9 protein-coding genes and 2 tRNA genes are annotated in these 14365 nt (G+C 51.4%); 9 read left to right on the top strand and 2 right to left on the bottom strand.

All coding sequences use genetic code 11. The features are described 5' to 3' along the window. The first annotated feature begins 38 nt into the window (after positions 1–38). The 9 genes from M3P05_RS08535 (at position 39) to pnp (ending at position 9876) form a co-directional block, all read left to right on the top strand. Positions 39–124 (top strand) — tRNA-Leu (locus M3P05_RS08535). Positions 125–248: 124 nt separating this feature from the next. Then, positions 249–325, top strand: a tRNA-Met gene (locus tag M3P05_RS08530). Positions 326–678: 353 nt separating this feature from the next. After that, positions 679–1134, top strand: a complete 456-nt coding sequence (gene rimP, locus M3P05_RS08525) for a ribosome maturation factor RimP (RefSeq protein ID WP_249699156.1) — start codon at positions 679–681, stop codon at positions 1132–1134. 90 nt (positions 1135–1224) lie between these two features. Continuing rightward, positions 1225–2715, top strand: coding sequence for a transcription termination factor NusA (nusA, locus tag M3P05_RS08520; protein ID WP_249699112.1), 1491 nt, complete (start codon positions 1225–1227; stop codon positions 2713–2715). A gap of 26 nt (positions 2716–2741) precedes the next feature. Further along, positions 2742–5390 (top strand): translation initiation factor IF-2, encoded by a 2649-nt coding sequence (gene infB, locus M3P05_RS08515; RefSeq protein ID WP_249699110.1) that lies wholly within the window; start codon positions 2742–2744, stop codon positions 5388–5390. A 133-nt stretch (positions 5391–5523) separates the two neighbouring features. After that, positions 5524–5919, top strand: a complete 396-nt coding sequence (rbfA, locus tag M3P05_RS08510; RefSeq protein ID WP_249699109.1) for a 30S ribosome-binding factor RbfA — start codon at positions 5524–5526, stop codon at positions 5917–5919. Between the two features lie 9 nt (positions 5920–5928). Then, positions 5929–6867, top strand: coding sequence for a tRNA pseudouridine(55) synthase TruB (gene truB / locus M3P05_RS08505; protein ID WP_249699108.1), 939 nt, complete (start codon positions 5929–5931; stop codon positions 6865–6867). 260 nt (positions 6868–7127) lie between these two features. Further along, positions 7128–7397, top strand: coding sequence for a 30S ribosomal protein S15 (gene rpsO / locus M3P05_RS08500; RefSeq protein ID WP_249699106.1), 270 nt, complete (start codon positions 7128–7130; stop codon positions 7395–7397). 379 nt (positions 7398–7776) lie between these two features. Continuing rightward, complete coding sequence (pnp, locus tag M3P05_RS08495) at positions 7777–9876, top strand: polyribonucleotide nucleotidyltransferase (protein ID WP_249699105.1); 2100 nt, start codon at positions 7777–7779, stop codon at positions 9874–9876. A 404-nt stretch (positions 9877–10280) separates the two neighbouring features. Here the strand turns inward: pnp and rpoD are convergent, their stop codons facing one another. Then, the gene (rpoD, locus tag M3P05_RS08490) at positions 10281–12116 is read right to left on the bottom strand and encodes an RNA polymerase sigma factor RpoD (protein ID WP_249699104.1); all 1836 of its coding nucleotides are present in this window, start codon (positions 12114–12116) and stop codon (positions 10281–10283) included. A gap of 269 nt (positions 12117–12385) precedes the next feature. Continuing rightward, positions 12386–14287 carry a DNA primase gene (gene dnaG / locus M3P05_RS08485; protein ID WP_249699103.1) on the bottom strand — a complete coding sequence of 634 codons (1902 nt, stop codon included), beginning with the start codon at positions 14285–14287 and terminating at the stop codon, positions 12386–12388. Positions 14288–14365: the final 78 nt, after the last annotated feature.

Below are 14365 nucleotides of genomic sequence, written 5' to 3'. Positions count from 1 at the left end.
TATTGGGGTCGCTGGAAGTTGTATCAGTAGTATCTGAAGCCCAGGTGGTGGAATTGGTAGACACGCCATCTTGAGGGGGTGGTGAGCTATGCTCGTGCGGGTTCAAGTCCCGCCCTGGGCACCAGTTTTCAGTATATCTGTTTAAGGCAGGTATGATTGCCAATGAGTCTAACCTGTTTGACGGGTTGTTATCTCAGGCAATATACTTCTTCGTGATTTTCAGCATTTGTTGCTGGTAAGAGTTTTGGTGCGGGGTGGAGCAGCCTGGTAGCTCGTCGGGCTCATAACCCGAAGGTCGTCAGTTCAAATCTGGCCCCCGCTACCAATTTTAAAAAGGCCCCTCGGTGTAGGGGCTTTTTGCTATGATCAAAAAAATTTTGATCGGCGCATTTGATTTGGCGGATTAAACTGTTGGGGCATAGGTCTTGATGTAACCGGAAGCTGGTAGCAGGCTGCCAAAAGGAATCCGAGAGGATCCGGATATTATTCAGGTTCAAATTGTCTAGATACACTCTCTGAGCTTTAGCGTTCAGAGCCATTCGGGATACTTGAGCCAAAAGCACAGTGGGTGGGTGACCATCCGATGTGCTGGTTGTGGATGGGCTTTTTAGCCCATTTTTTATTGCTATCAGGAGCGTAGGCTTCTGATTTGGCAGTTATTCAGTGCGAGGGCGTGAAGTGGCAGGCAAGCTGGAAGTACTGCACGAACTTGTTGAACCTGTGGTCGTATCGCTTGGATGCGAACTGTGGGGGATAGAGTTCATGTCGCAGGGTAAGCAGAGCAAGCTGCGGGTGTTTATTGATCAGGAATCCGGCGTAGGCCTGGAGGAATGTGAAAAGGTCAGTCGGCAGTTGAGCGCTGTGCTTGATGTTGAAGACCCCATCGCCAGTGAATATACCCTTGAGGTGTCTTCACCGGGATTGGATCGTCCGCTGTTCACACTGGAGCAGTTTGCCGGTTATACCGGTAGTCAGGTCAATATGCGCCTGCGGGCTCCCTTTGAAGGGCGCCGGAAGTACCAGGGTGTCATTCGAGGGGTTGAGGGTGATGAAGTCGTTATCGTCTGTGATGATCACGAATATTTGTTCCCCTTTGACAGTATCGATAAAGCGAATGTGATACCGCAGTTCTGATGCCTGCCCGCCGAGCTTCCATAGCTTTTATGTAAGTTATGGGGCGGGTCCGAGAGGGAAGAACCGGTTTAACGATGCGCGAGGCAGAGCATGAGTAAAGAGATTCTGAACGTCGTTGAAGCCGTCTCCAATGAAAAGGGAGTGCCGCCCGAAGTTATCTTTGAGGCGATTGAGATTGCCCTGGCGACGGCTACAAAAAAGCGATACGAGACTGAAGTCGACATTCGCGTCGCGATTGATCGAGCTTCCGGTGAATACGATACTTTCCGCCGCTGGACAGTCGTGGCTGACGAGGATTTTGAAATCCCCGGCGCCCATCTGACTCTCGACGAAGGGAAGGAAAACGACGAAAGCCTGGAAATTGGTGATATCTGGGAAGAGCCTGTAGAGTCCATCGCGTTCGGACGTATTGCAGCTCAGACCGCCAAGCAGGTTATCGTCCAGAAGGTGCGTGAAGCAGAGCGCCGCCAGATGGTGGACTCTTATCGCGACAAGCTGGGCGAGCTGATCAACGGCACTATTAAAAAGGTGAACCGTGACTCCCTGATCGTTGATCTTGGTAGTAATGCTGAAGCTGTGCTGCGCAAGGACCAGATTATCCCCCGGGAGACTTTCCGGATCGGTACTCATGTTCGCGCTCTCCTGCACACTATTTCAGAAGAGAATCGTGGCCCTCAGCTGATGATGAGCCGGACCTGTCCTGAAATGCTGATCGAACTGTTCCGTATTGAGGTTCCGGAAATCGCTGAAGAGGTTATTGAAATCCGGGCAGCGGCCCGTGATCCGGGCTCCCGTGCCAAGATTGCAGTAAAAACCAATGATGGTCGTATTGATCCGGTTGGTGCCTGTGTTGGTATGCGTGGCTCCCGTGTTCAGGCGGTATCCAACGAACTGGGTAATGAGCGTGTTGATATCGTGCTCTGGGATGATAACCCTGTTCAGTTTGTGATCAATGCCATGCAGCCTGCGGAAGTGGCTTCCATCATTGTTGATGAAGAAAATCACTCCATGGACCTTGCTGTTGCTGAAGATAATCTGGCCCAGGCTATCGGCCGTGGTGGTCAGAACGTACGTCTTGCCAGTGAGCTGACCGGCTGGAGTCTGAACGTAATGACTGAGGCTGATGCAGAAGCCAAGCAGTCACAGGAAGCTGACAAGCAAGCCAATGTGTTTGTTGAGCATCTTGATGTTGATGTTGACCTGGCCCGCACCCTGGTTGATGAAGGGTTTTCCACCCTCGAAGAGGTTGCCTATGTTCCCCTGGAAGAGATGCTGGGGATCGAAGGTTTTGATGAAGAAGTGGTCAACGAGCTGCGCCAGCGCGCCAAGGACCGCCTGCTAACTCTGGCCATTGCCAACGAAGAGAAGCTGGAAGGCGAAAAGCCGACCGAAGATCTCCTCGCTCTGGAAGGCATGGAGCAGCAACTGGCATACGATTTGGCTGCCAAGGGTGTTCGTACCCTGGAAGACCTAGCCGAGCAGGCAACCGATGAACTGGAAGATATTGACGGCCTGGATGCTGAGAAAGCTGGTGAGCTGATCATGAAGGCACGGAATATCTGCTGGTTCGGAGAAGACTGAGCTGGCCACTGAGAGGAGAAGTTTATATGGCAGATGTAACGGTATCACAACTTGCCGAGGTGGTCGGAGCTCCGGTTGAACGCCTGCTTAAGCAGATGAATGACGCGGGTTTGTCCCATAAAAAGGCAGATCAACCTGTTTCAGACGCAGAGAAGGCCGCTTTGCTGGCTCACCTTCGTCGTTCCCATAGCGGTGAAAGCGCACCGGCTGAGCCAGTTGTCGCTGAACCCAAGCAGGTTACCCTGAAGCGCAAGACCGTAAGCCAGATGAAAGTGTCTGGTGGTTCCGGTAAGAACAAGATTGTTAACGTGGAAGTGCGCAAAAAGCGTACTTATGTTAAGCCAGAAGCGAATGAAGATATCGAGGCTGAAAAGAAGCGTCGTACTGATGGTCGCAAGAAAGAAGACGAGACTCGTGTAAAAGAGAAGGCTCGTCGTGGCGAAGAGGATGCCCGCCGCAAGGACGGAGTCCGTCGCAAGACTGAAGAAAACGAGCAGCGTCGTCCGGCACGTGCAGGTGATGATCGTCGCCCAGCTCGTGCAGGTGATGATCGTCGCCCAGCTCGTGCAGGTGATGATCGTCGTCCGGCACGTGCAGGTGATGACCGTCGCCCAGCTCGTGCAGGTGATGACCGTCGTCCGGCGCGTGCAGGTGATGATCGCCGCCCAGCTGCGGCTCCTGGCGTGAATCCGGCTGCACCGCCACCACCACCGGCTGATGATGATCGTCGCCGTCGTCGCCCTGCCAAGAAGAAAGGCGAGAGCAATGATCGTGGTGATGGTGACCGTCGTCGCAGGGGTGGTAAGAATGCCCGTGGTGGTCGTGATGATCGTAATGGCCGTAACAGGCCGCTGTCCCGCAAGCCGTTCAAGTCCAAAGAGCTTGAGCAGCATGGCTTTACCAAGCCGACTGCCGCTGTTGTACGTGAAGTAGCTATTCCGGAAACCATCACTGTTGGCGAACTGGCTAACAAGATGGCGGTTAAGGCTGCCGAAGTGATCAAGTACATGTTCAAGCTTGGCACTATGGTGACCATTAACCAGGTCATTGACCAGGATACAGCGGCTATCGTCGTTGAAGAGATGGGTCATAAACCTAAGCTGGTTAACGCTGATGCTCTGGAAGAGTCTCTGGAAGATGCAGTAGGCGAAACCACGGGTGAAGAAGTTTCCCGTGCACCGGTTGTTACCGTTATGGGTCACGTTGACCATGGTAAGACCTCCCTGCTTGACTACATTCGTAAGGCTAAGGTGCAGTCTGGCGAAGCCGGGGGTATTACCCAGCATATCGGTGCTTACCATGTGACCACTGATCGCGGCATGATCACTTTTCTGGATACTCCTGGGCACGCGGCGTTTACCGCCATGCGTGCACGTGGTGCCAAGTCCACCGATATCGTTATCCTGGTTGTAGCGGCAGACGATGGTGTGATGCCTCAGACTGAAGAAGCTATCCAGCATGCCAAGGACGCCGGTGTACCGGTTGTTGTGGCTGTGAACAAGATGGATAAGGAAGCGGCTGATCCGGATCGTGTTAAGAATGAACTGTCCGCTCAGGGGGTTATCCCTGAAGAGTGGGGCGGTGACACCCAGTTTGTACATGTATCTGCCCACACTGGTCAGGGCATTGATGAGCTGCTGGAATCCGTTCTGTTGCAGTCTGAAGTTCTGGAGCTGAAAGCTGTTGCTGAAGGTTCTGCCAAGGGCGTGGTTATCGAATCCCGTCTGGATAAAGGTCGTGGTCCTGTTGCGTCTGTGCTGGTGCAGGCTGGTACCTTGAACCGTGGTGATAACGTGCTTGTTGGTCAGCAGTACGGTCGCATCCGTGCCATGCTCGACGAGAACGGTAAGACTATTGATACTGCAGGCCCATCTATTCCAGTTGAGATTCTTGGTCTTGATGGAACGCCGGATGCCGGTGATGAAATGCTGGTTGTTCAGGATGAGCGTAAAGCTCGTGAAATTGCCATGTTCCGTCAGGGTAAGTTCCGTGAGGTCAAACTGGCCCGCCAGCAGGCTGCCAAGCTGGAAAACATGTTCAAGGACATGGGCTCAGCAGAGAAGCGTACCCTCAAGGTTGTACTGAAGACCGATGTGCGTGGTTCTCTGGAAGCAATTACAGCAGCACTGCATGAACAGGGTAATGACGAAGTTGATGTGAAGGTTATCTTCGGCGGTGTTGGTGGTCTGACTGAAACCGATGCTAACCTGGCCCTGGCTTCCAATGCTGTTCTGGTTGGCTTTAACGTTCGTGCTGATGCTTCTGCCCGTCGCATCGTTGAGAATGAAGGTCTGGATCTACGCTACTACAGTGTAATCTACGACATCATTGACGATGTAAGGCAAGCCTTGACCGGTATGCTTAAAGCAGAATTCCGTGAGGAAATCGTCGGTGTGGCCGAGGTTCGTGATGTCTTCCGTGCACCTAAGATTGGCGCGATCGCCGGTTGTATGGTTATCGAAGGCACCGTTTATCGCAGCGAGCGTATTCGCGTACTGCGTGAAAACGTTGTTATCTACGAAGGTGAGCTGGAATCCCTGCGTCGCTTCAAGGATGACGTCAAGGAAGTTGCCAAGGGTCACGAATGTGGTATTGGCGTTAAGAACTACAATGACGTCAAGATCGGCGACAAGATCGAAGTGTATAAGTCTGTTGAGGTTGCACGCTCACTGTAAGTGATGCGCTGAACTGGCAAGGCGCGCGGCAGGTTTATTCCTTCCGTGCGCTTTTTTATTATTGCCGCCCGTAATGTTCTGCCGGACAATGGCGCAACATAAATGCGGACGTACTTCATTCAAAGCGCGTGTTATGCCAAAAGAATTTAGTAGAACCCAGCGCGTGGGCGACCAGATCCAAAGAGAGCTGGCCACTGTTCTGCAGCTGGAAATGAAAGATCCCCGCCTCGGCATGGTGACCGTGAGCGGTGTGGATGTTAGTCGAGATATGGCTTTTGCCACTGTCCATGTGACTTTTCTCGGTATAGATGGTGAGAAAGCCATTAACGAAGCTGTTGAGGTTTTAACCGAAGCAGCAGGCTATCTGCGTACCGAGTTGTCCCGGCGCATGCGTATGCGTTTTACCCCGCAGCTGCGTTTCCGCTATGACGAAAGTCTGGTGCGTGGACGTCGTCTGTCGTCTTTGATTGATGAGGCGGTTGCTGACGATAAGACGTCTGTTGATGAAAACAGTGGTGGTCAGGAGTAAGAAAGAGTTATGTCTCGTCGTAGACGTTTTCGCGGCCGTCCGGTCAGCGGTATTGTTGTTATTGATAAGCCTGCCGGTGGCAGCTCCAATGATGTGCTTCAACGAGTGAAGCGACTGTATGGTGCGGCCAAGGCTGGCCATACCGGCAGTCTTGATCCTCTGGCAACGGGGGTTCTTCCCGTATGCCTGGGTGAAGCAACTAAGTTGTCCCAGTATCTGCTGGACTCTGACAAGAGCTACCGAACAGTTGCCAAACTGGGTATTCGTACCAACACTGGCGATGCTGAAGGTGAGGTTGTCAAGGAGCGTCCGGTTGCTGTTACACAATCCGATCTTGAGCCCGTCCTAGCCAAGTTCCGCGGCCCGATTGAGCAGATTCCTTCCATGTTCTCTGCCCTGAAGCATAAGGGTAAGCCGCTCTATCAGTATGCCCGTGAGGGTATCGAAATTGAGCGTGAGGCTCGCAAGGTCAATATTTATCGCCTGACTTTGTTGGAGTTTCGTGGTGATGAAATGGTGCTGGAAGTGGACTGCAGCAAAGGCACCTATATTCGTACCCTGGTGGAAGATATCGGTGAAATGCTGGGCTGTGGTGCCCATGTTGCCGATCTTCGTCGCCTGAAAGCTGGTCCTTATGAGGAAGAGCAGTCCTATACTCTGGAACAGCTCGAAGAGATCCGTGATGGTGGCGGCCATGTTGCGCTGGATAACATTCTGCTGGCTCAGGATTCGGCGGTCAGTCACTGGCCTTCCGTTCTTCTGGGTGCAAATAGCAGCCACTATGTAACCCAGGGGCAGCCTGTTCAGGTTCCGCGTGCGCCGACTTCCGGTTTTGTCCGTATCTACCGAAGTGTTGAGGGTGAACCTAATGTTTTCCTGGGCATAGGTGAGATTCAGGATGATGGCCTGGTTGCACCACGCAGGCTGGTAGCCCAGTCTAACCACTGATTCGGTTTTCGCTGGGTTGCCTTGAGAGAAACATCCATGAGTTGAAGGCGTGTTGGCGCTTTCATCATGTAAAGGGCGAAAAACCCGGGTGAATAATCCTGAATATGGGGTTAGAATACGCCTTTTGCCGGAACGCTCTTGTTGAAATTGTAGCCTTGGCTGCATTTTCTTTGTAAAGAGTAGTTGTAACGAGGGTGGCTGTTAATATGCGCGGCCATTCCTTGATTGTTAAATGCATATTCTCTTTTGGAGTTAATAGAATGTCCCTGACTGTTGAGCGCAAGGCTGAGATCGTTAAAGACTTTGGCCGTGGTGAGAACGATACTGGTTCCCCTGAAGTACAGGTTGCCCTGCTGACTGCTAACATTGAAGGTCTGCAGTCTCACTTCAAGGCTCACATCCACGATCACCACTCCCGTCGTGGTCTGATCCGCATGGTAAACCAGCGTCGTAGCCTGCTGGACTACCTGAAGAAGAAGGACGTTGAGCGTTACCGTTCTCTGATCCAGCGTCTGGGCCTGCGTCGCTAAGATTCTGGTTATCTCTCATCGGTTGGTTTTTTTTGCTGGCAGATATGAGATTAAAGCCGGAGGCTGACGTTTCCGGTGTGCTGGCCTCCAGAGTGGGGGGGTAGCCGCAAGCACCGCTGCTGCAATCCTGAGCTTTAAGGCAAAAGGATTAAAGCAGCGGTGTTTTGTTATAAAAATCCCATCAAAAGGTTTACCCTTGGTGGGTTGAGGGTGTAGAGCCAAGGGGGTTTTACAACCAATAAGAGCTGATTGATACAGGCTGATACACATTTGGGTGCAATCCCGAGTGCGGAATGAGTAGCCGTATTCCGGATTGCATCCCAGTAAGAGGCGGCATTGTTATCAATCAGATTTATTTGATTGTTGAAAGGAAATAAATGTGAATCCTGTAACTAAGTCGTTTGAAATTGGTGATCAGACGGTCACTCTGGAAACTGGTCGTGTTGCTCGTCAGGCTGATGGTGCTGTTCTGGCAACCATGGGTGACCTGGTTGTGCTGGCAACTGTTGTTGGTGCGAGCTCTGCCCGTGAAGGTCAGGACTTCTTCCCTCTGTCTGTTCACTACCAGGAAAAAACCTATGCTGCCGGTAAAATCCCTGGTGGTTTCCTGAAGCGTGAAGGTCGTCCCAGCGAAAAAGAGACTCTGACTTCCCGTCTGATCGATCGTCCTATTCGTCCACTGTTCCCTAAGGGGTACATGAATGAAGTTCAGGTCATCATTACTGTCATGTCTACTGACAAGAAGAATGATCCTGACATGCTGGGTATGCTGGCAACTTCTGCTGCTCTGGCTATCTCCGGTATCCCATTTGCAGGCCCTATCGGTGCTGCACGAGTTGGCTTTAACGAAGAGAAGGGTGGCTACATGCTTAACCCGTCTTTCGAAGAGCTGAAAGAATCTGAGCTGGACATGGTTGTTGCTGGTACTGACAGCGCTGTTCTGATGGTTGAATCCGAAGCTCAGGAGCTGACAGAAGATGAAATGCTGGGCGCTGTTCTGTTTGCCCATGAGGGTTACCAGTCTGCTATTACTGCAATTAAAGAGTTCGCTGCTGAAGCTGGCAAGCCTATTCGTGAGTGGAGTGTGCCAGAAGTTAACACTGAGCTGATGAGCGCTCTGTCTACTGCCTTCGGTGACAAGATCGCTTCTGCATATACAACCCATGACAAGGTGGCTCGCAACACTGTCCTGGCCGAAATTCGCAATGCGGCGGTTGAGCAGTTTGTTGCAGAAGAAGGTCCTTCTTCTGCAGAAGTTTCTGGCCTGTTCGCTAAACTGGAAAAAGCTCACGTTCGTGACTCTATCCTCAGCGGTAATCTGCGTATTGATGGTCGTGACACCAAAACTGTTCGCCCTCTTCATATTGAAGTTGGCGTTCTGCCAAAAACACACGGTTCTGCACTGTTTACCCGTGGTGAAACTCAGGCGCTGGTAACTACCACTCTGGGTACTACTCGTGATGCGCAGCTGATTGATGCGCTGGAAGGTGAAAGTCGCGATGCGTTCATGCTGCATTATAACTTCCCTCCTTATTCTGTAGGTGAGTGTGGTCGTATGGGTGGTGTTGGTCGTCGTGAAATTGGTCACGGTCGACTGGCTCGCCGCAGTGTGTCTGCGCTGCTGCCAACCGAAGAAGAGTTCCCATACACACTGCGTGTTGTGTCTGAGATCACTGAATCTAACGGTTCCAGCTCCATGGCTTCCGTGTGTGGTACTTCCCTGGCTCTGATGGATGCCGGTGTGCCTCTGAAGGCTCCTATTGCCGGTATTGCCATGGGTCTGATCAAGGATGGTGATCGTTTTGCTGTTCTGACCGATATTCTGGGTGATGAAGATCATCTGGGCGACATGGACTTTAAGGTTGCCGGTACTTCTGAAGGTGTTACTGCCCTGCAGATGGACATCAAAATTCAGGGTATTACTGAAGAAATCATGGAAATTGCACTCGAGCAGGCCATGGCTGCCCGAATGACCATCCTTGAGCAGATGAATCGCGTTATTGCTGCACCTCGTTCCGAGCTGAACGAAAACGCACCAATGACCATGACTCTGAAAATTCATCCCGACAAGATTCGTGATGTTATTGGTAAGGGTGGTTCTACTATCCGTGGTCTGTGTGAAGAGACTGGCTGCTCTATTGATATCACTGATGATGGTGTTGTTAAGATCTACGGTGAAAACAAGGACGCCTGTCAGGTTGCATACGACAAGGTTCACGGCATTACTGCTGAAGCGGAAGTTGGCAAGATCTACGAAGGTACTGTTGCACGTATCGTAGAATTCGGTGCATTCGTTAACATCCTGCCTGGTCAGGATGGTCTGGTTCACATTTCCCAGATCGCTGAAGAGCGTGTGAACGATGTAAATGATTACCTGAAGGTTGGTCAGAAGATCAAGGTTGTGGTTCTGGACGTGGATAACCGCGGCCGTATCAAGCTGAGCATCAAAGAGCTGGCTAACATGCAGGATCAGGAATAATCCTGATTGCTGGGAGAGAGAGGGATGGCATCCCTCTCCGTTAATGCTCTGGGAGTCCTGATGGTGATTCCAGGGTGATTAAGACGCTGCAGAACCCCATCCTGATAAAGCGTGGGGTTTTTTAACTGGCCTCAGCTGGAACTGGGTCTATTTCCATTTCTGGAAGTGTTGGGGGTTCAGGAAAATCAGCAGACGGCATAGTAGTTGACCTTGGTCAGTGAAGGCCTGAACGGTACAGAGTGAGAGTGGTGAGCAGTTGTCTCGTATCACGGACTCTACTATTACCATGTTTGTGGTAATAGTAGACGCTCAACTGACCGAAACGCCCAGTACGGATCCGTATGTGGGTGTTGTGGGAGGAGTGGAGCTGTGAGGCTCCACCCTATCTCGATTGGAGGAGATGATTACTCGTCCAGGAAGCTACGCAGATGGTCGGAGCGGGTTGGATGGCGCAGCTTGCGCAGTGCCTTCGCTTCGATCTGGCGAATACGTTCACGGGTAACGTCGAACTGCTTGCCCACTTCCTCAAGGGTATGGTCAGTGTTCATGTCGATACCGAAACGCATACGCAGGACTTTGGCTTCACGGGCTGTCAGGCCGCCAAGTACATTGCGGGTTGCTTCGCGCAGACCTTCAGAAGTTGCAGAATCCACTGGAGAGTGGATCGCAGTATCTTCGATAAAGTCACCCAGATGGGAGTCTTCATCATCACCAATTGGAGTCTCCATAGAGATGGGCTCTTTGGCGATCTTAAGAACCTTGCGGATCTTGTCTTCCGGCATTTCCATGCGCTCTGCCAGTTCATCAGGAGTAGGCTCGCGACCCATTTCCTGTAGCATCTGGCGAGAAATACGGTTCAGCTTGTTGATGGTTTCAATCATGTGAACCGGAATACGGATGGTTCGTGCCTGGTCAGCAATAGAGCGGGTAATCGCCTGACGAATCCACCAGGTTGCATAGGTGGAGAACTTGTAACCACGACGGTATTCGAACTTGTCTACGGCCTTCATCAGGCCGATGTTGCCTTCCTGAATCAGATCCAGGAACTGCAGGCCGCGGTTGGTGTATTTCTTGGCGATAGAGATAACCAGTCGAAGGTTGGCTTCAACCATCTCCTTCTTGGCTCGGCGGGCGCGGGCCTCACCGATGGACATGTGACGGTTGATCTCTTTGATTTCGACCAGTGGCAGGTTGATATCTTCTTCAACAGCTCTCAGTTTGCGCTGGGCACGAAGAATTTCAATGCGCTGGAGTTCCAGAGCTTCTGCTTGCCCGGGATTTTCACTGATTAGTGTGTCCAGCCATTCCAGGTTGGTTTCATTGCCTGGGAAGCGGGACAGGAAGGTTTTACGTGGCAGCTTGGCGCGACGAACACACAGCTGCATAACGCTACGTTCGTTGGAGCGAATCTGATCCAGAGCGTTACGAACACGGAAAACCATGAAGTCGGCAATGCGCGGAACCAACTTGAAGGTGACGAACAGCTCAGCCAGTTTGGCGAGGGCTGCCTTGCCTTCTGGAGTTTTGCGACCGTAAGTCTCGATGACTGTTAATGTTTCCTGGAAACATTCACGCAGTTCGCCAAAACGGATCTTGGCTTCTTCAGGATCTGGTCCGGTATTCGCCTCTTCCTCGTCATCATCGTCATCGTCATCTTCCAGGGCGTCTTCAGGAATTTCGTCCTCGGCAACCTCTGGTTCTGGCTCTTCTTCAGGCTCAGGGTCAATGTAACCGCTGAAGAGGTCGCTCAGACGACCTTCTTCTTCAACGATTCGGTCATAATCATTAAGAACCATGGCAACGGTTCCGGGGAAGTGAGACAGTGCTGTCATCACTTCACGCTGACCTTCTTCAATACGCTTGGCGATCACAATTTCGCCTTCGCGGGTCAGCAGCTCTACAGTACCCATTTCACGCATATACATGCGTACAGGGTCAGTTGTACGGCCAGCTTCCTGCTCTACTGCAGCAAGTGCAGCTGCGGCTTCTTCGGCTGCATCTTCGTCAGCAGCTTCATTACCATCACCATCATTCAGGAGCAAAGAGTCGCTGTCTGGGGCGGTCTCACAGACCTTGATCCCCATGTCGTTGATCATGCGAATGATGTCTTCGACCTGTTCCGGATCGGAAATATCATCCGGCAAGTGATCGTTGACTTCCGCATAGGTCAGGTAGCCCTGTTCCTTGCCGCGGCTGATCAGTTCTTTCAGTCGGGATTGTTGTTGAGAATTTGCGGACATATCAACCCTTTAACAGCGAGACCTTTTCACAACGAAATGTTCCCGGCGCTTGAATGTTAAGCGGCCAATTATAGCGTACAGGCCTTGCCGTATGCCATACGTTGAATGCGACAATCCGGTAAATCTATGACCATTTTGGGATGGCTTGGCGTTCCTGTGCCAGAGCATTAATAGACAAAAGGCAGCCTTGTTATCCCTGTGTCTGGAAGGCGACATTGCCGGGAATGTTTTTATTTGGGGATTCGCTGCCAGTTTTTCAAGGGAGTGTATCAGTCTTTTGTTGAGTTTGCTTCTTGTTGTTGCTCCTGGCGATCAACAAGCCAGCCCTTTTTGCCTTTTTTGGTAGCTTGCAATAATCGTTCTTTTGCACTGAGTGAATCTTTTTTACTTTGTACGTCAGTGGATAACTGTTTAAAGCACTGTTTAATAACATGTTCTGCATTGGAAATCGGCATATCGATTTTCTGCAGCTCATTTAGCCGTTCACCGAGGCGGGTACCAAACCAGCTGCCCAGCAGACCGTAAGTGCTATCCGCAGGAGTTTTTCGCAGAGATTCAGTCAAAGCAATAAGGTGACGAACATCTTCGTCGGGGCTGGCGATATCCAGTTTGGCCGGGTCAATCATTTCTGCCAGTCTTGGTTGGGCCAGCAGCAGGCGAAGAGCTCTTTTTGCAGGTTTTAATCGAATACCCGGAACAGGAACAGCTTGCCCCTGTCGTTTGAATTTATGCCTTCCCGGTTGCTGAGACCATGGCTGCGCATATGCTGGCTGGGTATCACCTGCATTGAATCGGTTTGAATATTCTTCATAGGATTCAGTGGCAGCATGTTCTTGCTGAGAAATTGATGGTGATTGCGGTTCCGGTTTGGATTCAATAATTGATGAGACAGCTTCTGTTCCAAGGTCGCTGATATCGCCAAGCTTTTTCAGCATCAGGCTTTTAAATGTCCCTTCCGGAAGCTTGTGAATATATGGGGTGACGATATGAACCAGGCGAGCTTTGCCATCGAGGGTGCTGGTATCAATCTCCTGCTCGAAATGGCGGAAAAAATAATCATCAAATGGCAGTGCCTGACTTTTATCCTTTAACCGGAACAGGAATGCATCAGGGCCTTCTTTTCGAACCAGTGAATCAGGGTCTTCCCCTTGAGGGAGAAACAGAAAGCGTATCTGCCTGCCGTCGTCCATTCCGGGGATGGCATTTTCCAGAGCTCTCCAGGCAGCCTGGCGACCAGCGTTGTCACCATCAAAACAGAAGATGACCTGGCTGGTATGGCGAAACAGCTGATTCAGGTGATCGGATGTTGTGGCAGTACCCAGGGTGGCAGCAGCGCAGGTGATCCCTTGCTGGGCCAGGGCAATAACATCCATATAGCCCTCAACGACCAGAATCTGCTCAAGAGATCTGTTGGCCTGACGAGCTTCATAGAGACCATAAAGTTCCCTGCCTTTGTGAAAAACCGGAGTTTCGGGGGAATTTAAATACTTCGGCTTATCATCACCCAGTACACGTCCACCAAAAGCAATGGTGCGGCCACGCAAATCGCGAATTGGGAAAATGATGCGATTGCGGAAGCGGTCGTAGGTTGACTTGCGTTCTTCATTTTCAACAACAAGTCCGCCGTCTAGCAAAAGCTGGCTGCGTTCGGGAGTACTGCCCAGAGTTTCCATCAGGTTGTCCCAGCCGGGAGGGGCATATCCAATCTGGAACTGTTTCGCTATCCGGCCATCAAGGCCTCTTTGCCGGAGATAATTTTGGGCGATTTTGGCGCTGCTATGACTTCGCAGCTGACCGGAATACCATTCGGCAGACTTTTCCAGGATCTGGTAGAGCGTATCATAACGTTCGCGCTTTTGTTTGGCACCGCCTTCACGGGGAACTTCCAGTCCCGCACGTCGGGCCAGCAGTTCAACAGCTTCCGGGAAACCGATATGGTCATAATCCATGACAAAGCCCACGGCGTTGCCACTGGCACCACAACCAAAACAGTAATAGAACTGTTTGTCCTGACTGACACTGAATGAGGGGGACTTTTCTTTATGGAACGGGCACAGAGCCTGGTGATTACGGCCAGCTTTCTTCAGGGTGATGCGGTCACTGACCACTTCGATAATATCTGTCCGGGCAAGCAGGTTGTCGATAAAGCTTTGTGGAATCAGTCCGGCCATAGTGTCTGAAACAGCTTATTTGGGTGTTAAGAAAATAAAAATGATTTGTTTGCCGCAAACTGGGAGGCAGACAAATAT

The sequence above is a fragment of the Parendozoicomonas callyspongiae genome, from assembly GCF_023502345.1.
In the GTDB taxonomy this organism is placed as follows: domain Bacteria; phylum Pseudomonadota; class Gammaproteobacteria; order Pseudomonadales; family Endozoicomonadaceae; genus Sansalvadorimonas; species Sansalvadorimonas callyspongiae.
The sequence above is the reverse complement of the archived record's forward strand: the minus strand, read 5'-3'. Positions and strand labels throughout refer to the sequence as shown.

Bases quoted from the DNA above. Each gene is read 5' to 3' on its own strand.
- nusA (WP_249699112.1), top strand. From the start codon at position 1,225: ATGAGTAAAGAGATTCTGAACGTCGTTGAAGCCGTCTCCAATGAAAAG.
- infB (WP_249699110.1), top strand. From the start codon at position 2,742: ATGGCAGATGTAACGGTATCACAACTTGCCGAGGTGGTCGGAGCTCCG.
- rbfA (WP_249699109.1), top strand. From the start codon at position 5,524: ATGCCAAAAGAATTTAGTAGAACCCAGCGCGTGGGCGACCAGATCCAA.
- truB (WP_249699108.1), top strand. From the start codon at position 5,929: ATGTCTCGTCGTAGACGTTTTCGCGGCCGTCCGGTCAGCGGTATTGTT.
- rpsO (WP_249699106.1), top strand. From the start codon at position 7,128: ATGTCCCTGACTGTTGAGCGCAAGGCTGAGATCGTTAAAGACTTTGGC.
- rpoD (WP_249699104.1), bottom strand. From the start codon at position 12,116: ATGTCCGCAAATTCTCAACAACAATCCCGACTGAAAGAACTGATCAGC.
- dnaG (WP_249699103.1), bottom strand. From the start codon at position 14,287: ATGGCCGGACTGATTCCACAAAGCTTTATCGACAACCTGCTTGCCCGG.